This window comes from Brevibacterium sanguinis (assembly GCF_039528855.1).
GTDB lineage: Bacteria > Actinomycetota > Actinomycetes > Actinomycetales > Brevibacteriaceae > Brevibacterium > Brevibacterium sanguinis.
Genome location: NZ_BAAAMB010000016.1, coordinates 149,771 through 172,086 on the forward strand (window position 1 = coordinate 149,771; position 22,316 = coordinate 172,086).

Annotated in this window: 22 protein-coding genes; 14 read left to right on the forward strand and 8 right to left on the reverse strand. The window is 69.0% G+C overall.

Translation table 11 applies throughout. The features are described from left to right. Positions 1 to 34 precede the first annotated feature (34 nt). A complete protein-coding gene (locus tag ABD154_RS16695) occupies positions 35 to 1,156 on the forward strand; it encodes a D-alanine--D-alanine ligase family protein (protein WP_198499179.1) in 1,122 nt (373 codons plus the stop codon). Between the two features lie 44 nt (positions 1,157 to 1,200). Here the strand turns inward: ABD154_RS16695 and ABD154_RS16700 are convergent, their stop codons facing one another. Further along, positions 1,201 to 1,794 (reverse strand): DUF3515 domain-containing protein, encoded by a 594-nt coding sequence (locus ABD154_RS16700; RefSeq protein ID WP_198499178.1) that lies wholly within the window; start codon positions 1,792 to 1,794, stop codon positions 1,201 to 1,203. Between the two features lie 34 nt (positions 1,795 to 1,828). Here ABD154_RS16700 and thiL point away from each other — a divergent pair, with 34 nt between their 5' ends. The 4 genes from thiL (at position 1,829) to rsmD (ending at position 7,320) form a co-directional block, all read left to right on the forward strand. Beyond that, entirely contained in the window at positions 1,829 to 2,881 is a 1,053-nt protein-coding gene (gene thiL, locus ABD154_RS16705; protein ID WP_344251676.1) for a thiamine-phosphate kinase, read from the forward strand. A 6-nt stretch (positions 2,882 to 2,887) separates the two neighbouring features. Continuing rightward, positions 2,888 to 4,519, forward strand: coding sequence for a DAK2 domain-containing protein (locus ABD154_RS16710; RefSeq protein WP_198499176.1), 1,632 nt, complete (start codon positions 2,888 to 2,890; stop codon positions 4,517 to 4,519). Next, a complete protein-coding gene (locus ABD154_RS16715; RefSeq protein WP_198499175.1) occupies positions 4,516 to 6,663 on the forward strand; it encodes an ATP-dependent DNA helicase RecG in 2,148 nt (715 codons plus the stop codon). Before ABD154_RS16710 ends, ABD154_RS16715 begins: the two co-directional genes overlap by 4 nt. A 72-nt stretch (positions 6,664 to 6,735) precedes the next feature. Further along, positions 6,736 to 7,320, forward strand: a complete 585-nt coding sequence (rsmD, locus tag ABD154_RS16720; protein WP_198499174.1) for a 16S rRNA (guanine(966)-N(2))-methyltransferase RsmD — start codon at positions 6,736 to 6,738, stop codon at positions 7,318 to 7,320. Between the two features lie 86 nt (positions 7,321 to 7,406). Here rsmD and ehuA read toward each other — a convergent pair whose 3' ends face one another. The 4 genes from ehuA to ABD154_RS16740 are packed head-to-tail and all read right to left on the reverse strand — an operon-like array spanning position 7,407 to position 10,550. Beyond that, entirely contained in the window at positions 7,407 to 8,219 is an 813-nt protein-coding gene (gene ehuA, locus ABD154_RS16725; RefSeq protein WP_198499173.1) for an ectoine/hydroxyectoine ABC transporter ATP-binding protein EhuA, read from the reverse strand. Continuing rightward, positions 8,206 to 8,865 carry an ectoine/hydroxyectoine ABC transporter permease subunit EhuD gene (gene ehuD, locus ABD154_RS16730; RefSeq protein WP_198499172.1) on the reverse strand — a complete coding sequence of 220 codons (660 nt, stop codon included), beginning with the start codon at positions 8,863 to 8,865 and terminating at the stop codon, positions 8,206 to 8,208. The genes ehuA and ehuD overlap by 14 nt, the downstream gene beginning before the upstream one ends. Beyond that, positions 8,862 to 9,653, reverse strand: coding sequence for an ectoine/hydroxyectoine ABC transporter permease subunit EhuC (gene ehuC / locus ABD154_RS16735; protein ID WP_344251677.1), 792 nt, complete (start codon positions 9,651 to 9,653; stop codon positions 8,862 to 8,864). The genes ehuD and ehuC overlap by 4 nt, the downstream gene beginning before the upstream one ends. A 15-nt stretch (positions 9,654 to 9,668) precedes the next feature. Next, entirely contained in the window at positions 9,669 to 10,550 is an 882-nt protein-coding gene (locus ABD154_RS16740) for a transporter substrate-binding domain-containing protein (protein ID WP_344251678.1), read from the reverse strand. A gap of 102 nt (positions 10,551 to 10,652) precedes the next feature. Between ABD154_RS16740 and ABD154_RS16745 the strand changes: the two genes are divergently transcribed. The 4 genes from ABD154_RS16745 to ABD154_RS16760 are packed head-to-tail and all read left to right on the forward strand — an operon-like array spanning position 10,653 to position 13,585. Then, the gene (locus ABD154_RS16745) at positions 10,653 to 11,411 is read left to right on the forward strand and encodes a GntR family transcriptional regulator (RefSeq protein ID WP_344251679.1); all 759 of its coding nucleotides are present in this window, start codon (positions 10,653 to 10,655) and stop codon (positions 11,409 to 11,411) included. Next, a complete protein-coding gene (locus tag ABD154_RS16750) occupies positions 11,408 to 11,869 on the forward strand; it encodes a hypothetical protein (RefSeq protein WP_344251680.1) in 462 nt (153 codons plus the stop codon). The genes ABD154_RS16745 and ABD154_RS16750 overlap by 4 nt, the downstream gene beginning before the upstream one ends. A 36-nt stretch (positions 11,870 to 11,905) precedes the next feature. Further along, positions 11,906 to 12,394: a pantetheine-phosphate adenylyltransferase gene (gene coaD / locus ABD154_RS16755; RefSeq protein ID WP_198499167.1), complete on the forward strand. Its 489-nt coding sequence runs from the start codon at positions 11,906 to 11,908 to the stop codon at positions 12,392 to 12,394. 3 nt (positions 12,395 to 12,397) lie between these two features. Continuing rightward, positions 12,398 to 13,585 (forward strand): MFS transporter, encoded by a 1,188-nt coding sequence (locus tag ABD154_RS16760; protein WP_344251681.1) that lies wholly within the window; start codon positions 12,398 to 12,400, stop codon positions 13,583 to 13,585. Between the two features lie 18 nt (positions 13,586 to 13,603). Here ABD154_RS16760 and ABD154_RS16765 read toward each other — a convergent pair whose 3' ends face one another. Continuing rightward, positions 13,604 to 14,092, reverse strand: coding sequence for a hypothetical protein (locus ABD154_RS16765; RefSeq protein ID WP_344251682.1), 489 nt, complete (start codon positions 14,090 to 14,092; stop codon positions 13,604 to 13,606). A gap of 190 nt (positions 14,093 to 14,282) precedes the next feature. Here ABD154_RS16765 and ABD154_RS16770 point away from each other — a divergent pair, with 190 nt between their 5' ends. The 4 genes from ABD154_RS16770 to mutM are packed head-to-tail and all read left to right on the forward strand — an operon-like array spanning position 14,283 to position 16,651. Further along, the gene (locus ABD154_RS16770) at positions 14,283 to 14,801 is read left to right on the forward strand and encodes a YceD family protein (protein ID WP_198499164.1); all 519 of its coding nucleotides are present in this window, start codon (positions 14,283 to 14,285) and stop codon (positions 14,799 to 14,801) included. Positions 14,802 to 14,803: 2 nt separating this feature from the next. Next, positions 14,804 to 15,007, forward strand: a complete 204-nt coding sequence (gene rpmF / locus ABD154_RS16775; RefSeq protein WP_063249041.1) for a 50S ribosomal protein L32 — start codon at positions 14,804 to 14,806, stop codon at positions 15,005 to 15,007. Positions 15,008 to 15,010: 3 nt separating this feature from the next. Continuing rightward, complete coding sequence (gene rnc, locus ABD154_RS16780) at positions 15,011 to 15,715, forward strand: ribonuclease III (RefSeq protein WP_344251683.1); 705 nt, start codon at positions 15,011 to 15,013, stop codon at positions 15,713 to 15,715. Between the two features lie 15 nt (positions 15,716 to 15,730). Continuing rightward, the gene (gene mutM, locus ABD154_RS16785; protein ID WP_344251684.1) at positions 15,731 to 16,651 is read left to right on the forward strand and encodes a bifunctional DNA-formamidopyrimidine glycosylase/DNA-(apurinic or apyrimidinic site) lyase; all 921 of its coding nucleotides are present in this window, start codon (positions 15,731 to 15,733) and stop codon (positions 16,649 to 16,651) included. Positions 16,652 to 16,663: 12 nt separating this feature from the next. On the opposite strand, the gene ABD154_RS16790 is transcribed toward mutM, so the two are convergent. Next, positions 16,664 to 17,716 (reverse strand): DUF6892 domain-containing protein, encoded by a 1,053-nt coding sequence (locus tag ABD154_RS16790; RefSeq protein ID WP_344251685.1) that lies wholly within the window; start codon positions 17,714 to 17,716, stop codon positions 16,664 to 16,666. A gap of 66 nt (positions 17,717 to 17,782) precedes the next feature. Continuing rightward, positions 17,783 to 19,744 (reverse strand): BCCT family transporter, encoded by a 1,962-nt coding sequence (locus ABD154_RS16795; RefSeq protein ID WP_344251686.1) that lies wholly within the window; start codon positions 19,742 to 19,744, stop codon positions 17,783 to 17,785. Between the two features lie 260 nt (positions 19,745 to 20,004). Here ABD154_RS16795 and ABD154_RS16800 point away from each other — a divergent pair. Continuing rightward, positions 20,005 to 22,316 (forward strand): chromosome segregation SMC family protein (locus ABD154_RS16800; RefSeq protein ID WP_344251687.1); only part of this gene is annotated, 2,312 nt, incomplete at its 3' end.

Below are 22,316 nucleotides of genomic sequence, written 5' to 3' on the forward strand. Positions count from 1 at the left end.
GGACGATGAGTTCCATCCCCGATCAAGGACCGATATGTCAGACACCGATCACCGGCCGCTCGTCGCAGTTCTCTTCGGAGGACGCTCGAGTGAACACTCCGTCAGCTGCGTCACGGCGGCAGGGGTGATCAGCGCCATCGACGACGAGGCCTACCGGGTCCTGCCGATCGGCATCACGAAGTCGGGGGTGTGGCGCATCGTCGACGACTGGGCCGAGATGCACTTCGACCCGGAGAACATGCCGGAGGTCACCGACAACGGCACAGAGATCATTCCCCGCGTCTCCGCGGTCGGGGCCCCGCTACTCCAGCGCGACGCCGACGGCACGGTCACCGAACTCGAGACCGTCGACGTCTTCTTCCCCGTCCTCCACGGCCAGTACGGCGAGGACGGGACCCTGCAGGGGCTCTTCGAGCTCAGCGACACCGCGTTCGTCGGCTCCGGGGTCTTCTCCTCGGCCGCGAGCATGGACAAGCACTACACGAAGACCCTGCTCGCCCACGCCGGCATCCCCACCTGCCCGTGGGAGCTCGTCACCGAGACGATGTGGCAGACCGACCGGGCCGATGTCGAATCCCGGGTGGCGGCCCTGACCTTCCCCGTCTTCGTCAAGCCCGCCCGCGCCGGCTCCTCGATGGGCGTCAGCCGCGTCGCCGGTCCCGACGGCCTCGAGGCGGCTCTGCTCGAGGCGTTCGCCCATGACACGAAGGTCATCGTCGAACCGCAGGTCATCGGCCGGGAGATCGAATGCGCGGTGCTCGGCTCCCTCTTCGACGCCGAGGTGCGCACCTCCTACCCCGGGGAGATCGAAGTCTCCGGCGACCACGACTTCTACGACTTCAACGCGAAGTACCTCGACCTCGCCGATGCGCAGCTGAGCTGCCCGGCCCGGGTCGACGAGGCGACGACGGCACGCATCCGGGAGCTCTCGGCCGCGGTGTTCCGGCTCTTCGACTGCACGGGGCTCGCCCGCGTCGACACGTTCGTCACGGACTCCGGTGAGGTCATCATCAACGAACTCAACACGCTGCCCGGGTTCACCCCCACCTCGGCGTACCCGTTCATGTGGGCGAACTCCGGGATCGACTACCCGAGCCTGGTGAGCGAACTCATCAGCATCGCCCTCATCGACCACGCCCGCCGCACGCGGGACTGACGCTCAGGTGGTCTGACCCTCGCCGGGGTCGGGGGAACCGACGCTCAGGGGGTCGGGCCGGGGGAGACCTCGACGCCGGAGTCACCGGGCGGGGTGCTCGGCTGACCGGGGATCTCACCGACATCCTCGGCGCCGACGCACTGGTCCTGGGCCTCGAAGACCTGCATGGCCGGCGAGACGGTGGCGAGCACATCGGAGCCCGACGCGAGCTTGCGGTTGACGAGGACCTCGACGGCGGGGGTCCGTCCGTAGCTCGTGAACACCCACGTGTCGTCGTCCTCCCCGCCCTTGGAGATCCAGTCGACGCCGCTGACGCTCACGCACTGGTCCGTCGTCGGACCGGGCGGGGTGACGCCGCAGCGGACGACGGCGACGTTGGGATCGCCCCACGCCTTCGTGCCCTGCGAGGAGGTGTCGCGCACCTGCTGGCCGTCGAGTTCGTCGGGCAGGCGGAGCATGATGTCCGCGCACTGCGGGTTCGCCGCATCCGCCGCGGGTTCGACGACGACCGTGCGGGCGCAGCCGGACAGGGCGATGCCGAGCACGGGAAGGGCGAGGGTCACGGCGGCCGCGGAGCGCAGCACGGGCGAGCTGGACTGAGCCTGCGAGCCGGGCGACCGGCGAAGGAACGAACGCATGGAACTACCGTATCGTCCCTATAGGGTTGGATGTATGCCACAACTGTCCGAACTCGGCGAAGCGGACGTGCTCGACCGCCTTCTCGCCCACAGACGCGCAGGTGCCGTCGAGATCGTCGGCCCAGGCGACGATGCCGCCGTGACGAATCTCACGGGCCGGCTCGTCTCGACTGCCGACATGCTCGTCGAGAACGAGGACTTCACGCGCACGTGGCTGGACTGGCACGCCCTCGGCGTCAAAGCCGCCGCCCAGAACCTCGCCGACGTGTGCGCGATGGGGGCCCTCCCGCACGGACTCGTCGTCTCCCTCGCCGTCCCCGACACCACCGAGGTGGCCGACCTCGAAGCGCTCTTCCAGGGCATCGTCGCCGAAGCCGACCGGGCCGGGCAGGCGCTTCGGACCGCGGTGCCCGTCATCGGCGGCGACCTCTCGTCCTCGGGTCTCATCGTCGTCGCGATCACCGCGCTCGGGTCCGCCGAGGCCGGTCACGCGATCACCCGGGCCGGGGCCAGGCCCGGTGACGGCATCTGGCTCGCCGGCACCCTCGGTCGCGCCGCCGCCGGCCTCGACCTGCTCTTCGCCGGGGCCCGCCCGGGCGAGCTGCCCGGCGAGCTGACCGCCCTCATCGAGACTCAGCTCGCCCCGCAGCCGGACTACGCGGCGATCGCCGCGCTCATCGCCGCCGGGCGTGCGGGGGGCCCGGTCGCCTCGGCGATGATCGACGCCTCCGACGGTCTGAGCACCGACCTCGGTCGGATCGCGAAGGCCTCCGGGGTGCACGCCGACCTCGACCGGGCCGCCCTCGACCCGCTCCTCGCCCCGCTGCTGCCGGCCGCGGAGTACGTCATCGCCGCACAGGCGGCAAACGGGGAGGCGGAGAGCGCACAGTCCTGGTCCGACGCCGAGGCGCTGGCCCTCCACTGGGTCCTCGACGGCGGGGAGGACCACGGCTTCGTCGCGTCGGCGGCCGACCCCGGTCCTGACCCGGTAGGCTGGCGGAGGATCGGTGAGATGCAGGCAGGCAGCGGGGTCAGCCTCGACGGCGCACCCGTGCCGACGAGCGGCTTCAGCCATTTCGGGAAGTGACGGACGATGGACGTGGGACCCAATCCGGCCATCGGGCTCAACGGACGCCTCGCCGCCAGGTGGGCGCGGCGCGCCGTCGACCGGCTGCGCCGTGAGCGCGCCGAGATCGACGAACTCAACGTCTTCCCCGTCCCCGACGGCGACACGGGGACGAACATGTACCAGACCCTGCGTGCGGCCTACCGGGCCGTCGAGGAGCTGACCGGACCGGTCACCCTGCCCGAGGTCGTCAAGGCGATGGCCGCCGGGGCCGAACGCGGTGCCCGCGGCAACTCCGGCCTCATCCTCTCCGTCGCCCTCCAGGGAGTCGCCGACGCCCTCGACGGGGTGACCGTCGCGACGCCCGAAGCGCTCGCCTTCGCCCTCGAACTCGCCTCCCACAGGGCCCGACAGGCCGTGGCCCGGCCCGTCGACGGAACGATGCTCACGGTCCTCGACGCGATGGCGACCGAAGCCCGCGAACAGGCCGACGACGGAGCCGCCCTCGTCGACCTCATCTCCGCCGTGCGCATGCGCTCCCGCGACGCCCTGCGCGAGACGACCGGTCAGCTCTCCGTGCTCCGCGAGGCCGAGGTCGTCGACGCGGGATCGACGGGCATCGTCGAACTCTTCGACCTCCTCTACGCGACCGTCTCCGGCCGCACGAGCCAGGGGTCGATGATCGGGGAGGTCGCGAAGGCGCCCCGCATCGTCCACGAGGCCCGTGCCGAGGAGCTCGAGATCGTCGCGGTCCTCGGACGCACCCCTTCAGGCGACCTCGCCGAGGCGCTCGAGGGGCTCGGCGGCACGTCGATCGTCATCAACGGGGTCAAGGTCCACGTCCACGTCGCCGACGAGACCGCGGCCGCGGCCGTCCTCGACCTCCTCGGCGAGGACGGCATCGCCCGCCTCGACATGGAGGATCTGCGACTCCACGAGGAGGCGGGGGAGACGGCGCTCATCGCGCTCGTCCGCGGCACCGGTCTCCAACTCCACTGTGCCCTCAACGGCGCCACGGTCCTCGACCCGACTGTCGTCGATCCCGAGGCCGTGCCCGGCATGGGCCGGGGGACCGGGCCGAACCTGCTTGCGACCGCCGTGGCCGAGGTCGTCGCAAGCGAGGAGCGCGACGTCATCGTCATCCCCAGCTCGTCCGGGGCGCTCTCGGCACTGGCGGGGCTGCGCGGCAGCGCGCACCTCGTCCGCTCCCGCAACGTCGCCACCCTGCTCTCGGCGCTCGCCGTCTACGACCCGTTCGCCCCGGTCGGGGAGATCTTCGCCGACATGACCGATGCGGCGGCGGGCACCCGGATGGGCACGATCGTCTCCGCCGAACAGCTCGAGATCCATGCCGTCACCGGCGCCCTCAACGTCGTCGACGAGGACTCCGCGGGGGCGCATCCCTCGCAGTTCTACCGCGTCGTCATCGACGGGAAGGCGAAGTCGCAGAGCACGGAGCTCTCCACGCTCGTCGTCAAGCTCGCCGACCGCCTCCTCGGCGCCGGAGGGGAGCTGCTCACCGTCGTCCACGGACCCGGATGCTCCACCGAGGTGCTCTCCCACCTGCGAGAATGGCTGCGGAAATCACATGACCACGTCCGCCTCCAGGAGATCGACTCCCGGGACCGGGCGACCCTGCTCATCATGGGAGTCGAATGAGCGCACGGCTTGCGGACTACTTCTCCAAACGGGACCTCACGGGCCTGAAGAAGCGGGGGGTCACCTCGGTGACGGATCTCCTCCGGTTCTTCCCCAGGCGATTCCTCGTGCCCGGGGAGAAGACGCCGCTCGGCGAGCTGCCGCTGGGGGAGACCGCGATCATCCAGGCCGAGGTGCTCTCCGTCGACACCCGGCGGATGCGGCAGCGGCGGGGGACGATCACCGACGTCATCGTCCACGACGGGAAGCGGTCGATGAAGATCGCGTTCTTCAACCAGCAGTGGCTCGACGCGCAGCTGACCCCCGGCCTCGTCGTCGTCTTCGCGGGCAAGGTCGAGGAGTACCGGGGGCAGCTCACCCTCGGCTCTCCGGTGTGGCTCAATCGGGACGAGCACGACACGAAGTGGACGCCTGAGGACCTCAACTCGCCGTTCCCCATCTACCCCCGGGTCAAGGGGATCGCGCAGACGCGGCTGTGGAAGGCGATCAAGGTCCTCCTCGACGTCGCCGGGCCCGAGGAGTTCGAGGATCCGCTGCCCCGGGCCCTGCGGGAGACGTACGGGCTGCCGGATCTGCGCACTGCATTGAACGACATGCACCGGCCGACGACGACGGCGGCGACCGAACGGGCGAACCTGCGGTGGAAGTGGGAGGAGGCGCTCGCCCTGCAGACCGAGCTCGTCTCCCGGCGGGTGGCCTACGAGCAGTTCGAGGCGACCCCGCTGCTGCGGGTCGGCGAACGATCCCGGCGCTTCGACGACGACCTGCCGTTCGCGCTCACGGCCTCCCAGGAGCGGGTCGGACAGGAGATCGCCGGGGACCTCGCGCAGACGACGGCGATGCACCGCCTCCTCCACGGCGATGTCGGCTCGGGCAAGACGGTCGTGGCGCTGCGGGCGATGCTCATGGCCGTCGACTCGGGGGCGCAGGCGGCGATGCTCGCCCCCACCGAGGTGTTGGCCTCCCAGCACTTCGCGTCGATCGAGAAGCTCCTCGGCGAGCAGATGGCGCTGTCCCCGCTGCTCTCCGGCGATGACCAGGTGCGGGTCGCCCTGCTCACCGGGTCGATGCCGGCCAGGGAGCGCAAGCAGCTCGCCCTCGATCTGGCGACGGGCCAGATCGACATCGTCGTCGGCACGCATGCGCTGCTGTCGGACTCGACGATGTTCGACAGCCTCGGCCTTATCGTCGTCGACGAGCAGCACCGCTTCGGCGTCGAGCAGCGGGAGGCGCTGCGGGCCAAGGGCGGGATGACGGTGCCGCACACCCTCGTCATGTCCGCGACCCCGATCCCGCGGACCGTGGCGATGACGGTCTTCGCCGACCTCGACGTCTCGACGCTCGAGGAGATGCCGGCCGGCATCAAACACATCACCACGCATGCGGTGTCACTGAGCGATCATCCGCACTGGATGTCGCGGATCCTCGAACTCGTCCGGCAGGCCGCCGACGCGGACAAGGGCACGTTCGTCGTCTTCCCCCGCATCGAACCGAGTGACATCGAGAACGCGGAGACCGGGGAGGTGACAGGGGTCCGCCCGGGCATCGAGGAGTTCCTCGAGACCCTCAAGGCCGCTCCCGAACTCGCCGGTCAGCGCTTCGGTCTCCTCCACGGGCGGATGTCGACGGCGGAGAAGGACGAGGTCATGCACGCTTTCGCGACCGGCCGGATCGACATCCTCGTCTCGACGACCGTCATCGAGGTCGGCGTCGACGTGCCGCGGGCGACGATGATGGTCGTCGCCGAGGCGGACCGCTTCGGCATCGCCCAGCTCCACCAGCTCCGGGGCCGGGTCGGGCGTGACGGATCGGAGGCGATGTGCTTCCTGCTCACCGACCTGTCGGAGGCCGATGAGAGCTTCGACCGGCTGCGCACGGTCGCCGGAACCCTCGACGGGTTCGCGCTCGCCGAGTACGATCTCGATCTGCGCGGTGAGGGCGACGTGCTCGGGGCTTCGCAGTGGGGCGGGTCGTCGCTGCACCATCTCTCGGTGCTCCGCGACACCCATATCCTCACCGCCGCCCGCGCCGAGGCGGAGAGGATCGTCGACTTCGACCCGTTCCTCGAGGACATGCCGGCGCTGCGGGCGTTCCGCCAGCGGGTGCTGCCTGCGGACTCCGCACATTTCATTGAGGCAAACTGAGTATCTGAACTGTCCGCATCCGGACTGTCACCATCCGGACCGACAGTTTCCGGACCGATTGAGGAGGGCGCTATGAGGATCATCGCGGGAGCGCACAAGGGATCGCGGCTCGTCACCCCGGGCGGCAACGCCACGCGACCGACCTCCGACCGGGTCAAGGAGTCGCTGTTCTCGATGCTCGAAGGCTACGGGGTGCTTCAGGCCGCCAACGTCCTCGACCTCTTCGCGGGCTCCGGCGGGCTCGGGTTCGAGGCGATGTCGCGGGGCGCGGCGCAGGTCGTCTTCGTCGATTCGTCCCTCGCCTCGATCCGGGCGCTCGAGGCGAACGCGGACAAGCTCGGCATCGGACATTCGACGGCGGTGAGCAGCGCCGATGTCGTCCAGTTCCTCGGCACCCTGCCCGATCCGGCCCATCCCGAGGCCCGGGTCTTCGACCTCGTCTTCATGGACCCGCCCTACCCGCTCGGGGAGGACGCGGTGACGCAGGTGCTCAGTCGGCTGCGCAGCCACCTCGACGAGGAGTCGATCGTCGTCATCGAACGCTCGTCCCGGGCACCGGAGCCGACGATGCCCGAGGGCCTCGAGGTCTTCCGCTCGAAGACCTTCGGCGAGACGGCGCTGCATTTCGCCCAGCTCGAAGTCGACGCCGGCGCCTGACCGGCGAATTACGCCCTCAACCGACAAATACGCCGTTAGCTAACCGCGTATTTGCCGGTTCACCGCGTCGGAGAGAGTGGGGCGGCTCAGAGCACGCTCGAGAGGAACGATTTCGTCCGCTCGTGGCTCGGGTCGTTGAAGATGAGGTCGGGCGGACCCTCCTCGAGGACGAGTCCGCCGTCGAACATCATCACCCGGTCCGAGACCTCACGGGCGAACTGCATCTCGTGGGTGACGAGGAGCATCGTGATGTCCGTGGTCTCGGCGATGTCGCGGAGCACGGCGAGGACGTCGCCGACGAGTTCCGGGTCGAGGGCCGAGGTCACCTCGTCGAGGAGGAGGATCTCCGGGCTCATCGCCAGCGCGCGGGCGATCGCGACGCGCTGCTGCTGCCCGCCGGAGAGGCGGCTCGGATGCTCATCGGCCTTCTCCGAGAGCCCGACCCGCTCGAGCAGCGACTTCGCCTCGGCGACGGCCTCCTCCTTCGACTTCCCGAGCACATGGACGGGGGCTTCGATGATGTTCTCGATGACCGTCATGTTGGGGAAGAGGTTGAACTGCTGGAAGACCATGCCGATGCGCGTCGTCATCTGCCGCGTCGTCTTCTTCGGCAGCTCGACCCGTTTGCCGTCGCGCTCGGCGAAGGTCAGCGGCTGACCGTCGATGTAGATGTACCCGCCGGTGAGCTCCTCGAGGGTCATGACGAGGCGGAGGATCGTCGTCTTGCCCGACCCGCTGGGGCCGATGAGGGTGACGCGCTCTCCTGGGGCGACGGTGAAGTTGAGATCCTTGAGCACCGTCGTCGTTCCGAACCGCTTCTCCACATCCCGGAACTCGATCGCCGGTGCCCCGGCGGTGGTGTCGATGTGCGGGGACGGGGTGGTGTCAGTAGGTGGCAAGGCGCCGCTCCAATCGTTGGATGAGGAGGGAGGTCGGGTAACTGGCGGCGAGGAAGATGAGGCCGGCCAGGGTGAAGGCTTCCGTGTACGCGAACTTCGAGGCGCCGAACTGCTGCGCCGAGGTGACGAGTTCGACGACGGAGAGCGCGAAGAGGAACGGGGTGTCCTTGAACATCGCGACCGCGTAGTTGCCGAGCGACGGGATCGTCGCCCGCAGCGCCTGCGGAAGGATGACCGCGGTGAAGGTGCGCACCGGGGGCAGGGAGAGGGCGATGGCTGCCTCCCGCTGGCCGGGTGGGACCGCGTCGATGCCGGCCCGGTAGCTCTCCGACATGTACGTCGCATAGTGGATGCCGATGACCGCGGAGCCGATCGCGAGCGCCGGAATGCTCGCGAGCGCCGGGATCTCGGCGAACCCGGTGTAGACGAAGACGAGCTGGACGACGAGCGGGGTGTTGCGGACGAACGCGACGAACAGACGCACGACCCAATTGATCCAGCGCGGCAGGGAGCGGATCGCCACGGCGAGGATGAGGCCGAGGATGACGGCGATGATCGTGCCGACGACGGTGGCGATGAGCGTGTTGACGAAGCCGCGCAGGAGGATCGGCAGAGCCTCGGCGGCGAACTCCCAGTTCCAGTTCACAGCGGCCCTCCGGATCTGACGGTGCCCGCGCTCTGCCCGGCGGCGGTCTGCGGGCCGCCCACCTGGGTGGCGCCGACGCGGGCCTCCCGTCGGGCGGCCCGGCGGTCGGTGCGCGAATTCGGGCGCCGCCTGCCGAGGCGCTTGACGGCCCGGCGTTCGAGGAAGTTCATGAACTCCTGGAGCAGCCAGGCGATGACGAAGTAGATCAGGAGGCCGACGGAGTACGCGAAGAACGTGTCGTTCGTCGACATCCGCAGCTGGCCGATCTTGTCATTGAGGTCCGAGAGCGTGATGAAGGAGACGACCGCGGTGCCCTTGAGGAGCTGGATGAGCAGGGTCGCGAGGGAGGGGATCATCAGCGCCCACGCCTGCGGGAAGATCACCCGCAGCATCCGCCTGGCCGGGGAGAGGCTGAGCGCGATCGCCGCCTCCCATTGGCCCCTGGGCACGGTCGCGATCGACGACCGGACCACCTCGGCGGAATAGGCACCGTAGTTGAGCGCCAGCGCGCCGATGCCGCAGAGCATCGGGTCGAGTTGGACGTCGAAGAGCGGGAGGACGTAGAAGAGCCAGAAGAGCTGCACGAGCAGGGACGTGCCGCGGAAGAACTCGACGATGATCTGGGCCGGGATCCGCAGCCAGCCGTGCGCCGAGGTCATCGCGAGTCCGAGGACGATCGCGATGACCAGGGCGCCGGCGGCTCCGGCGACCGTGAGGATGAGTGTGACCTGGATTCCCTCCCACACCTGCGGGAGGAAGTCGAGGAGTGCTGTGAACTTGTCGGTCATGAGGTGCGGTCGGGGTCAGGAGCTCGCAGTCGGCAGTTCGCCCTTGCACAGCTGATCGGTGGTGATCGAACCGTCGGGGCGCTCCGCCGCGGTGAAACCGTACTGGCCGACGATGTCGAGGTACGCCTGCTCGTCGCCGACGATCTTGTCGAGCTCCTCGTTCCACGCATCGCGCAGCTCGGTGTCGTCGGAGCGGAAGACCGTGGCACCGGCGCCGATCTGGGGCACGCCGTCGATCTCCTGGACGAAGGACTCGCTGACCTCGACGTCGGCGTCAGGTGAGTTCTGGGCCATCCAGTTGAGCGAGATCCCGGTGAGGGCGAAGACATCGGCCCGGCCCGTCGTCACGGCGTCCATGCCGTCCTGCGGGGTGCCGACCTGCTGGGCCTCGATGCCGAGCTGCTTGGCGTAGTCGGACTCGATGGCGCCGGTCATCGTCGCGAGCTTGAGGCCCTTGGCCTTGACGTCGTCGAGGTTGGTCAGGCCCTCGCCGGCGCCCTTCTTCGTCATCAGAGCTGTCGTGTACATGAACTCGGGGTTGCCGAAGGCGGCCTGCTCGCAGCGATCGGGGAGGATCGACATGCCCGCGGAGATCGCATTGAAGCGGTCGGCGTTGAGCCCGGGGATGAGGGAACCGAACTCCGTGTTGACGCCGTCGAGGTTCTCGACGCCGAGGTTGGAGAAGACCTCGCGGGCGAGCGCGACGCTCGCCCCTTGGAGTTCCCCGCCCTCTTCGAAGCTGTACGGGGCCTCACCGGCGAAGCCCACGGTGATCTCGCCGTCGTCGATGGCCTGCTGGAGCGTGCTCTTGTCCGAGTCGCTTCCGCCGCACGCGCCCAGGGTCAGGGTGAGTGCAAGGATCGATGTCGCTGCGGCGAGTCCTTTCATGACGGTCATGACAGGTCCTTTCTCAGAACGTTGTGACGTGCATCTCAGCGTCCATTCAATCCCGTGTCTGTCCGGATGTCACACTGTCTGACAAAGTTATATCCTTGTGACATGAGCCACCCGCGCACGTCCGAGCTGCCCGTGCTGCGCAGAGTCGTGCGTTCATCGACGATCGATCTCGTCGCCGAGGAGATCCGCAACGCGATCTACCGCGGCAGTCTGCTGCCGGGGCAGTCGATCAGCGAGGTGCGCACCGCGGAGCTCCTCGGCGTCTCCCGCCCCTCCCTGCGCGAAGCGCTGCAGCGCCTCGTCAGCGAAGGCAGCGTCAGTCATGCGCCGGGGCGCGGAGCCTGGGTCAAGCGGATGGAGGCCGCCGACATCGACGACGTCTATGCCGTGCGGGAGGCGATCGAAGTCCAGGCGGCCCGCCTCATCATCCGCGGGAACCGACGGACGGCGCTCATCGACGACGCGCTCGCCGATCTCGAGGCGGCCATCGACGGCAATGTCGCGCGCGCCATCGGCGACGCCGACCTCGACTTCCATCACGCGATCGTCGCGTGCTCGGGCTCGCCGAGGCTGGGCTCCCTCATGCAGGCATCGATGGTCCACACCCGCCTGCTCTCACTGTCGGCCCCTGACGGCTACGAGGTCCGCTGCGACCTCGTCGACGTCCACCGCAGGCTTGCCGAGGCGATCGCCGCTGGCGACGAAGGCGCAGCCGTCGAGCTCATCGGCAGGATCTCCGCCGAAGCCGTCGCCCGCCTCCACCATGAGAAGTCCGACCCCGAGCCCGTCGTCGTCCGCGGGGAGGGCTCCGCCGCCGGCGATGACCAGTGGTCGAGCCTGCGGGATACGATGAGGCCATGACCGCCTCGCCGACCTCGTTTCCCGCCCGCTTCCGGGTGCTCGTCGGCGAAGCCATTGTCGTCCTCCTCATCGCCATCGCCGTCGTCATCGTCCTCGTCCGCCCGTCCGTCGGGTCATCGACGGTCATCGTCGCGTGGTTCGGTCTCCTCTTCGGCACGAGCGCGGTGGCGGCCTCGCTCGGCCTGGGGGTCGTCATCGCCCGCACCGCCCTGCCGCTGACGACCGTCATGCGCCTGGGCTGGCTGGGTCTCGTCGGACTCAGCGCCGCCCTGCTCTCGGTGCTCACGATGAGCGTGCTGGCCACCTCGGCGGGGGACGGGTCACCGCAGCTGGCGGTGAAGTTCCAGGCCGTGCATTCCCTCATCTTCTGCGGGGCCATGCTCGTCACCGGCGCCGTGTGGCACGCGTGGCTCATCCAGCGCGAGCGCGGACTGCCGTTCGGACGGCATGCGGACTGACCGCGCCGCGACGAGGCGGCGGGATACGATGAGGCCATGAAGGTCGTCTGCCCCGGTTCCTATGACCCGATCACCATGGGTCATCTCGACATCATCGCCCGTGCCGCGAAGCTCTTCGACGAGGTCGTCGTCGCCGTCGTCCACAATCCGTCGAAGACTGGGCGCTTCGCCCCCGAGGTCCGCGCCGACCTCATCCGCGCCTCCCTCGCCGCCGACGAGCGCACCCGGGACGCCGAGAACATCACGATCGATCTCGTCCCCGGCGGCCTCCTCGTCGACTACTGCCTGCAGATCGGCGCACCCGCCGTCGTCAAGGGCCTGCGCTCGGGCACGGACTTCGCCTACGAGCTGCCGATGGCCCTGATGAACCGGCACCTGACGGACCTCGAGACGATCTTCGTGCCCGGCAACCCCGAGTTCGAACACGTCTCGTCCTCCCTCATCAAAGAGGTCCACAGGAACGGCGGCGACATCACCGGACTCGTGCCGGCCCCGGTGCTCGACGCGCTGAACGCCGACGCCTGAGGCATGGGGGCAGCGGCACACTCCTCTCGGGCCTGGTTCACCGGCCTCGTCCTCCACACGGTCATCGCGCACGCCACCTACAACGGCGTGCGCGTCCTCATCTCCTACCGCACCCTCGAACTCGGCGGCTCCGGGGTCGTGCTCGGCCTCATGACCGCGTGCTACTCCCTCGTCCCGCTGCTCACCGCGCTCTTCGTCGGTCGCCTCGTCGACCGCGGGTACGCGACCGCGGTCCTCTGGGTCGGCACCGTCCTGTCGATCGCCCCGGTCGCGCTCGCGGCCCTCGCCCCCAACCTCGGCGTGCTGCTCATCGCGACGATGAGCCTCGGGTTCGGGCAGCTGCTGACGACCGTGGCCTCCCAGGCGCTCATCCCGCAGTCCTTCCCCGCCTCCCGGCTCACCGCGAAGTTCGGCCACCTCACCCTGGGGGTGTCGATCGGGCAGACGATCGGCCTGCCCCTGGCGGGCATGATCGCCGACGCCACCGGCGGGTCCCCGCACATCGTCGGCGCCCTGTGGTTCATGACCGGGCTCTCCTCGCTCATGCTCATCGCCGCCGTCGTCGTCATGCTCCGCGGGCGGACCCCGCACGTCTCCCGCGCCGAGGCGGCCCAGGGTGTGCGCACCCCGTGGGCTCTCCTGGGGATCCGGGGGATGAAGCCGGCGATCCTCGCCTCGATGGCGACGCTCGCCGCCGTCGACCTCATGACCGCGTACCTGCCGCTCATCGGGCAGGAGAACGGGCTGAGCGTGACGACGGTGACGTGGCTGCTCGCACTGCGGACGTTCGCCTCGGTGATCTCCCGGATGATCATCGGCGTGCTCGCCCGCCGGTGGGGGAGTCTGTCGCTGCTGTGGACGGCCTCGGTGACGGCGGGCATCTGCGTCATCCTCATCCCCGTGCTCAGCCAGACGTGGACGCTGGCGATTCTGCTCGCGGTCGCCGGCTTCTGCTTCGGGCTCACGCAGCCGCTGACGATGACGTGGGTCTCGACGCTCGCGGATCCGGCGAACCGAGCCGCGGTGCTCTCGATCAGACTGGCCGGGAATCGGCTCAGCCAGGTGGCGATCCCCTCGGTCGCCTCGGTGCTGACGATCGTCGCGGGATCGGGGATCGTCTTCGGCATCTCCGGGGCGCTCCTCGTCCTCGCCGGGGCGGTGACCTGGCGCAACAGCCACGAGAAGTGGTGAAGGTCCGGCTCAGGGACGTCAGCGGCGTCGTTCGGTCCCGGTCGCCTCGGCGAGCTTCCTGCGGCGCCGGCTCCGACTGCGCAGGACGATGTACGCGCAGAAGCTGGTGACGACGGACCAGATGCCGACGATGACGGCGATGGTCTTCCACATTCCGCGCGGCTCATCGAGGTAGACGACCGGGGTCTCGGTGTCGCCGTTCCACAGGACCTGCTGGGTCTGCGCCGCGTCGGCGGCAGAGAGGTCCACGTCGAGGAGGGCGTCCTCCACGGTCGTCCCGTCGGCGGCGGTGTACGTTCCCCGCCACGAGCACAGGAGGTCCCCGCTCTTGGGCTGACCGCAGTCGCGGGTGATCGCCTCGAACCGCCCGGGCCTGCCGTCTCCGGCGAAGACGCTGCTGACATCGGCGATACCGATGGCGGCCAGGAGCGTGGCGACGGCGAAGATCAGCACGCCGACGGCGATCCAGGCGGCGTGGGCGATATTGACGGTCAGTCTCGAGGGCACGAGGACACTGTAGCGAGATTCGTCCCCCATCCGGACCTCCGAGGCCGGCAACCGCGCGTAGGCTGAGGTGACCAGGAACACCTCGGCGACGCCGGGCCTGCGATTGGCAATGGTCGCCGGTGTTGATTAGAATGGTGAGTCGCGTGTGAACGCAGGAGCGCACTTCTCATTCGCATACGGAGGAGAGAGCATGAAGAAGCGGTCAGAGTTCGTTTACGATCTCCGGTCAATGGGATTGCTCGGTCATCCGGGGGAATGGGAACGTGTCAACGCCACAGTGCCGGCTCCAGCGGACCTCAGGATCGAAGTGATCGGGGTCGCCGAAGGAACGCCTATGACCCTCGAGCTGATGTTCGAGAGCGTTTCCGAGGGGATCTACGTCACGGGCACGGTTTCGACCGTCGCCCACGGCGAAGACGCGAGGACGCTCGACGAGATCGAGCTGCCCATGGATGTCGACATCAACGAGATGTACGTCTATGAGCAGATCGAGGGCGACGAGGACTCCTACGTCATCGACCGTGATCAGCTCGATCTCGAACCCGCGATCAGAGACGCAGTCGTGATGGCTCTGCCCTTCAGTCCGGTCAAGGACGGAAGCGAAGAGTTCAGCTACACCCTCGGTGAGGACATCGAGGACGGCGACAGCGAATCCGATTCGCCGTTCGCACAGCTGCAGAACTTGTTGGATGAGAAGAAAGAGAGCTAGACGTGGCTGTTCCCAAGCGTAAGATGTCGCGCAGCAACACCCGCCACCGTCGTTCGCAGTGGAAGGCTCAGGCTCCGAACCTGGTCAAGACTGTGGAGAACGGTCGCGTTGTGTACTCGCGCCCCCACCAGGCCAAGGTCGTCGAAGACGCAGCCGGCACCCCGCTGTTCCTTGAGTACAAGGGACGCAAGGTCGCTGACGCCTGACCTGTGGAGACTGACACCACAGCAGAACTGAAGGAGAGTCTCGGGATCGACATCGATCCCGAGACTTTTCGTCTTGCCCTGACCCACCGGTCCTTCGCATTCGAAGCCGGCGGCATCCCGACGAACGAGCGCCTCGAGTTCCTCGGCGACTCCGTCCTCGGCCTCGTCGCCACCGAATCGCTCTACTACGACAACCCGGACCTGCCCGAGGGTCAGCTGGCGAAGATGCGCTCAGCCGTCGTCAACACGCGGGCGCTCGCGGCGATCGCTCGCCGCTACGGCATCGGCCGCCACATCCTCCTCGGCAAGGGCGAAGAGCTCACCGGGGGTCGTGAGAAGGATTCGATCCTCGCCGACACCGTCGAAGCCCTCATCGGAGCGACCTTCGTCTCCCGCGGCCGCGAGGCCGCGTTCGCCTTCGTCCACCGCCTCATCGACGGGATGCTCGCCGACGCCGTCAACCTCGGCGCGGGCATGGACTTCAAGACGACGCTTCAGGAAGCCGCCGCTGACCTGGGGCTCGGCGCCGTGAGCTACGAGATCACCTCGACCGGTCCCGACCATGCGATGGTCTTCACCGCCACCGCCCGCCTCGGCGAGAACGGCTGGGGTTCCGGGGACGGCTCCTCGAAGAAGGCCGCCGAGGCCGCCGCCGCCGAAGTCGCGGTCAAGGCGATCCGCACGCTCTACCCCGACTACCGGCGCTGAGGCGCTCAGTCTCCGATGCCTGAGCTGCCCGAGGTCGAAAGCGTCCGCCGCGGGCTCGCGGAGTGGACGACCGGGGCGCTCATCACCGGCGCCGAGGTGATCGACCACCGGATCCTCGGCACCACCTCGGCGCGGCGGATCGATCCCGGTCTGGCCGCCGACTTCACCGACCGGATCGTCGGCGAGCGGATCACCGGCGCCGAGCGCCGCGGCAAGTTCATGTGGCTGACCGTCGGCGGGGAGTCGGGCCTGCTCGTCCATCTCGGAATGAGCGGACAGATGCGCGTCCATCCCTCTCACGCCGAGGTGCACCGCCACACCCGTGCCGTGTTCCGGCTCGAGAAGGGCGGGGATTTCGCTGCGGAATCTTCCGAGGCGAGCGCACCGGAGCGCTATGATCTGCGCTTCATCGACCAGCGGATCTTCGGGCATCTCAGCGTCCAGCCGCTCGCGCTGGCCCACGGCCGGCTCGTCCCCGCCTCGGCGATCCACATCGCCCCCGACCCGCTCGAGGACTCCTTCGATCTCGATGCCGTCGTCGACGCGCTCGCGCGCAAGCGCACCCCGCTCAAGGCCGCCCTGCTCGACCAGACCGTGGTCAGCGGGATCGGCAACATCTACGCCGATGAGGCGCTCTTCCGCGCCGGGGTCCACCCGCTGGCCATCGCCTCCCGCACCCGGCGGTCCCGTCTGGTCGCCGTCGTCGAATCCGCCGCCTCGGTGATGGGCGACGCCCTGGCCGTGGGCGGGACGAGCTTCGACGCGCTCTACGTCAACGTCAACGGCGAATCCGGGTACTTCGACCGCGCGCTGCTCGCCTACGGCCGCGACGGGCAGGAGTGCGTGCGGTGCGGAACCGAGATCGCCAAACTCACCGTCGGCGGCCGCGGCAGCCATTTCTGCCCGACCTGCCAGCGGATGCCGCGGTACCGGTGATGTGCTCTCCGCTCATCTCACGGTGATGCCGCGATCCTCGAGCGTCTTCCGGGCACGCGGACCGAGGAAGCCACCGACGTCGTCGACCGACCGCAGTTTGGCGAATGGCGCAACATCGTCGTCTTTGAGGCTCCTGATGTCGAAGGACTCGTCCTCTCCGTCCCATTGCGGGATGAGCTGGAGGTAGATGTCATTGCCGCCGTCAAGAACGAGGTGCTCGATGTTCTCCGCCAGGGCCGCGGGGACGGGCAGCTTCCGGAACCAGGTGCGCACAGAGGGGATCATCTCTCCCATGTAGTCCTGGGGATCGAAGGAATGCGGTCCGCGGTCCCGGGCGAAGTCGTCGACGTCGAACCGCGGCTCGAGCACACCCTGTTCGTACATGAGCTCCTGAATGATCGCTGCCCGCCAAGCAAACGTGGGAAGCTTCACGACCGGGACCGTGGGTGGGGACTGTTTCCATTTCCCCGAGGGCTTCGTGGTCGGCTTTCTCCTTCGACCCGGCGTGAAGCTGCCGATGGCCAGTTCGCGGAACGGGTTGGCGATTGCTCTGAGCGCGTCGGCGACACCGTCAGCACCCTGCTCGTCGACCGTGCCGTTGAGAGCCGATCCCATGACGCCTGCAAGCTCCGTGTGGTTGAGATAGCAGAGGACCTCCCATTCGCCGGCCTCCGCCATGACGCCGGTCTGGGCATTCCGGAGCTTCTCGATCGGCACCGCGTCGACTGGCTGCGCCCCTGACACGGTGACCGTGCCGGCGAAGACGGTCTCGGGGACGATGCGAGTCCGCGCTCGCGGATCGTGGCCCTCGCGCTGCGGATCCTCGGCGAGCCTGACCCACAGATCACCCGGTTCACCCGAACGCGAGAGTCCTGCCGCCACACCCTTCTCATCCCAGACCATCCAGCTGCGGGCCAGCTGTCTGTCGGGGTCGGCACTGGGGTCGCCGGGTTCGACGATGCGAGGTTCGCCGAAGATCTCCGTGAGGACACCGCGTTCGAGCTGAGCGACGAGAGCGCCGTCGATGACGAGGCCATCTGCTGTGACATCGATCGTGTGGGTCATGCCACGGATTCTGTCACGGCCGAGGCATATTCGCACCGGTGCGAGCGAGGACAGATGATCGGGCAGTCAGCCCTTCGGATCCGCCTCGGCGCCGGTGTCATCCGGTGGATCGCTCTCACCCGCCGGTGGTGCGTTCCCGCCCTTGCCGACACCCGCGTGCGTCCGAGTCGCCTCGGTGCCGCCTGTATCCGACACACCCGCCTCGGCGCCGTCGGTCGGGACCTGCCGCAGCTCCGAGGTCGCCAGACCGAAGGCGTGACCGTCGTATTCGCTCACCCCGGTGGCGACGGACTGGTCGAGCAGGTGCGTGGCGAGTTCGCGCTGGATGACGAGCGGATCCTGGCACAGGTCCTTCCACAGCGCCACGCAGAGAAGGAGCATGACGACGACGAACGGCAGCGCGGACACGATCGTGATGTTCTTCAGCCCGTCGAGCGCCTCGGCGGGATCACTGCCCCCGGCCAGGAGCATGACCGCGGCCACCGCACCGGTGGCGACACCCCAGAAGATGACGAGGCGCTTGCCCGGTTCGAGTGCGCCGTTGGCCGAGAGCGTGCCCATGACGATCGACGCGGAGTCGGCGCCGGTGACGAAGAAGATCGCGATGAGGATGACCGTGACGATCATGAGGATGATCGCGATGAGGTTCGGCAGGGGCAGGGCACCGAGGAGGTCGAAGAGGATCGTGTCCATGTTGATGTCCGGCTCCCCGTCGACGATGTTCGCCAGCGCCTGCACGGTGCCCTCGCCGCGTTCGGCGCGCTCCTGGATGCCGATGGCGCCACCGCCGAAGATCGCGAACCAGAGCGTCGAGACGACCGAGGGGACGATGAGGACGCCGGTGACGAACTGGCGCACGGTCCGCCCGCGGGAGATGCGGGCGATGAAGAGACCGACGAAGGGCGACCACGAGATCCACCAGGCCCAGTAGAAGACCGTCCACGACGACAGCCATTCGTTGACGCCCTCACCGCTGGCCGCCGTCCGCGACGCCATCTGCGGCAGATCCTGGATGAAGGAACCGACCGCCGAGGGCACGACATTGAGGATGAAGAGCGTCGGACCGCCGATGAAGACGATGGCCGCGACGATGACGGCGAGCACCATGTTGATGTTCGACAGCCACTGGATGCCCTTCTCGACACCGGAGACCGCCGAGGCGACGAACGCCGCAGTGAGGATCGCGATGATGATGACGAGGACGGGGGAGGAGACATCGGGAAGAATCCCCGCGGTCTCGATGCCGCCGCCGATCTGGATCGCCCCGAGGCCCAGCGAACAGGCCGAGCCGAAGAGCGTGGCGAGGATCGCGAGGATGTTGATGATCTTCCCGCCGATCCCGTTGACGACGCGTTCGCCGAAGAGCGAGGTGAACATCGAGGAGAACAGCTGGGAGCGGCCGAGCCGGAACGACCCGTACGCGACGCCGAGCCCGACGATCGCATACATCGCCCACGGGTAGAGGGTCCAGTGGAAGAGCGTCGTGCCCATCGCCGTACCCATCGCCTCCGATGTCGAGCCGTCGACGGTCGCCGGCGGCGGGGACATGTAGAAGAACAGCGGCTCCCCGACACCGGAGAAGACGAGGCCGATGCCCATGCCGGTCGCGAACATCATCGCGATCCACGACGACGTCCGGAACTCCGGGGTCTCCCCGTCCTTGCCGAGCGGGATCCGGCCGAACCGGCTGACGGCGACGACGATGACGAAGATCGTGAAGACCGTGGCCGCGATGACGAAGAGCCACCCGAAGTTGTCCATCACCCCGGTCAGGGCGGCCCCGGCGACGACGCCGAGGCTCTCCGGGGAGACGAAGCCCCAGATGACGAACGCGACGGCGAGGATGCCGGCGGTGAAGAACACCGTCTTGTCGAGGCCGATGCGCCGCAGGTACCGCTTCTTCGTCGGCGGGTTCTGCAGATGCGTGATGAGCTCGCGGGTCCTGTCCAGCGGTGTGGTCGGGGTGTCCGCCTGCCCCTCGCTGCCGGGACTGCTCGGTGCGCCGGAGGTGTTCGGTGAATCGCTCATGGGTCCGGTTGCCGCAACCACGCCCTGGTGCGGCGTTCCTTCCTTGTTGTCGACGGCGGTGGAAGGCCCGACCGCCGTCGCCGACGGGTCGGGTGGAACCGTCGTTCGTCCCCACACCGGTCGACGTCGCTGTCGACCGTGCGGCGCCCGAACGGCGACGTGCAGCACGTGAGACGAAACACTACCAAAATGCGGGTCTTTGACAAGAGGGCGTCTGCGCCCGGCCCGGCAGGGCCCGCCCCGCTATGCTTGGGGACACGATGCATCTGAAAAGCCTGACCCTGCGCGGATTCAAATCCTTCGCCTCGGCCACGACCCTGAAGTTCGAGCCGGGCATCACGTGCGTCGTCGGCCCCAACGGCTCAGGCAAGTCCAATGTCGTCGACGCCCTCTCCTGGGTGATGGGGGAGCAGGGGGCGAAGAACCTGCGCGGCGGGAAGATGGACGACGTCATCTTCGCCGGCACCTCGAAGCGCCAGGCCCTCGGACGCGCCGAGGTGACCCTGACGATCGACAACACCGACGGAGCCATCCCCGTCGACTACACCGAGGTGACGATCTCCCGGACCCTCTTCCGCACCGGCGGCAGCGAATACGCCGTCAACGGGGCACCGGCCCGCCTCCTCGACATCCAGGAGCTCCTCAACGACTCCGGCCTCGGCAAGGAGATGCACGTCATCGTCGGCCAGGGCCGCCTCGACGCGATCCTCCACGCCGACCCGATCGAACGCCGCAGCTTCATCGAGGAGGCCGCCGGCGTCCTCAAACACCGCCGCCGCAAGGACAAGGCCGTCCGCAAGCTCACCGGCCTGCAGACGAACCTCGACCGCCTCTCCGACCTGCGCACCGAACTCAACCGCCAGCTCGGCCCGCTCGGCCGTCAGGCCCAGGCCGCCGCCCGCGCCGCCACCGTCCAGGCGACGCTGCGCGATGCCACGGCGAGGCTGCTCGCCGACGACGCCGTGCGCCTCCAGGCCTCCCTCTTCGCCGCCTCCGACGGCGGCGGCGACCACACCGAGCGCATCGCCGACCTCGAGAGCCGCCGCGCCCGCACCGAGGCGCGCCTGGCCGAGATCGAGACCCGACTGACCGCAGTCGAGACCGAACTCGAGGCGATGCGCACCGCAGAATCCCGTACCCAGACCCAGTCCGTGCGCGCCGCCGGGCTCGCCAGCCGGGCCGGGGACAAACGCTCCCACCTCCTGTCCGAGATCGCGAGCCTCGGCCGGCGCGAGGGCCGCTCACCGGACGAGCTGCGCTCCCAGGCCGAGGGCATCCGGACCGAACTCGCCGCCGCCGATGAGGCGGTGAGCGAATCCGCTGCCGCCCTCGACGCCGCGAACTCCCGCAAGGACGAGCTCGCCGGTGAGCTGAAGGACGCCGAAGCCGCGGTCAAGGCCGCGCAGATCGCGATCACCGAGGCGGTGAAGAACCGCTCGAGCCTCCACGCGCGGCACGAGCAGGCACAGTCGCGCATCAGCGACCTGCAGGCGCGCATCGACACCGGGCAGGCGGAGATCGCCGCCCTCGAGGCGAAGATCCGCGACCGAGAGACGGCACTGGCCAGCGCCGAGTCCGCCGTCGAGAACGTCGAAGAGGGCGAGAGCACGCTCGACGAGACGTACGAAGCGGCGACCGCGGCCCAGACCGCCCTCGAAGAGCGACTGCGCGACCAGCGGACCGCCCGCGCCGAGGCGGCCTCGGAACTGGCCTCTGCCCGGGCCCGGGCCGAAGCGCTCGCGCTCGGCACCGCCCTCGAGGCCGACCTCGACGACATCATCACCGCGGGCCTGCCCGGCGTCGACACCGCCGTGACGGAGAAGCTCACCGTGACCACCGGCTACGAGATGGCCGTCGCCGCCGCCCTGTCGACGACCGTGAGCGGCGTCCTCGTCGACTCCGGACGGGCCGCCCTCGGCGTCCTCGACCACCTCGGCGAGGACACGAACGTCTCCCTGACGATCCCCACCGGCACGCTCGCCCCGACCCACCCCGACCCGGACCCCGCCGCGGCGGCGCTGCGCTCCGGAGGCAAGGGCGGGGACACGGAGACGACCCGACTCGCCGACTTCGTCCGGGCCGAGGATCCCGCGCTCGACACGCTCGTCAAGACCGCGCTCGCCGCCGTCGTCTGCGCCCCCGACGCCCCCACGGCGCTCGCCCTCGTCGACGCGCACCCGCAGCTCACCGCCGTCACCGTCGACGGCGAGGTCATCACCTCGACGCGCGTCAGCCGCGCCCGCACCGCCTCGGGCACCCGGCTGGCCTCCCAGACGGCGCTGACGGAGACTCAAGAGACCATCGCCGGGCTCGAGCAGACCGTCGCCGGCCTCGACGCCGCCATCGCCGAGACCGACGCGCAGCTGGAGGAGGCGAAACCCGTCACCGCTGCCGCCCTCGAGGCCCTCCACTCCTCGGACGCCGCGATCATGGCCGCCGGCGAGGAGGTGTCCCGGATCGCCGGAGAGATCGACGCCGCCCGCACCCGGCTGGCCCGCGCCCAGGACAACGACGCCGAACTCCACCGCCGTCTCACGGCCTCCCAGCAGGAGGCCGAAGCCGCCGAGGCGGG

Bases quoted from the DNA above. Each gene is read 5' to 3' on its own strand.
- ABD154_RS16695 (WP_198499179.1), top strand. From the start codon at position 35: ATGTCAGACACCGATCACCGGCCGCTCGTCGCAGTTCTCTTCGGAGGA.
- ABD154_RS16700 (WP_198499178.1), bottom strand. From the start codon at position 1,794: ATGCGTTCGTTCCTTCGCCGGTCGCCCGGCTCGCAGGCTCAGTCCAGC.
- thiL (WP_344251676.1), top strand. From the start codon at position 1,829: ATGCCACAACTGTCCGAACTCGGCGAAGCGGACGTGCTCGACCGCCTT.
- ABD154_RS16710 (WP_198499176.1), top strand. From the start codon at position 2,888: ATGGACGTGGGACCCAATCCGGCCATCGGGCTCAACGGACGCCTCGCC.
- ABD154_RS16715 (WP_198499175.1), top strand. From the start codon at position 4,516: ATGAGCGCACGGCTTGCGGACTACTTCTCCAAACGGGACCTCACGGGC.
- rsmD (WP_198499174.1), top strand. From the start codon at position 6,736: ATGAGGATCATCGCGGGAGCGCACAAGGGATCGCGGCTCGTCACCCCG.
- ehuC (WP_344251677.1), bottom strand. From the start codon at position 9,653: ATGACCGACAAGTTCACAGCACTCCTCGACTTCCTCCCGCAGGTGTGG.
- ABD154_RS16740 (WP_344251678.1), bottom strand. From the start codon at position 10,550: ATGACCGTCATGAAAGGACTCGCCGCAGCGACATCGATCCTTGCACTC.
- ABD154_RS16745 (WP_344251679.1), top strand. From the start codon at position 10,653: ATGAGCCACCCGCGCACGTCCGAGCTGCCCGTGCTGCGCAGAGTCGTG.
- ABD154_RS16750 (WP_344251680.1), top strand. From the start codon at position 11,408: ATGACCGCCTCGCCGACCTCGTTTCCCGCCCGCTTCCGGGTGCTCGTC.
- coaD (WP_198499167.1), top strand. From the start codon at position 11,906: ATGAAGGTCGTCTGCCCCGGTTCCTATGACCCGATCACCATGGGTCAT.
- ABD154_RS16760 (WP_344251681.1), top strand. From the start codon at position 12,398: ATGGGGGCAGCGGCACACTCCTCTCGGGCCTGGTTCACCGGCCTCGTC.
- ABD154_RS16770 (WP_198499164.1), top strand. From the start codon at position 14,283: ATGAAGAAGCGGTCAGAGTTCGTTTACGATCTCCGGTCAATGGGATTG.
- mutM (WP_344251684.1), top strand. From the start codon at position 15,731: ATGCCTGAGCTGCCCGAGGTCGAAAGCGTCCGCCGCGGGCTCGCGGAG.
- ABD154_RS16790 (WP_344251685.1), bottom strand. From the start codon at position 17,716: ATGACCCACACGATCGATGTCACAGCAGATGGCCTCGTCATCGACGGC.
- ABD154_RS16795 (WP_344251686.1), bottom strand. From the start codon at position 19,744: ATGAGCGATTCACCGAACACCTCCGGCGCACCGAGCAGTCCCGGCAGC.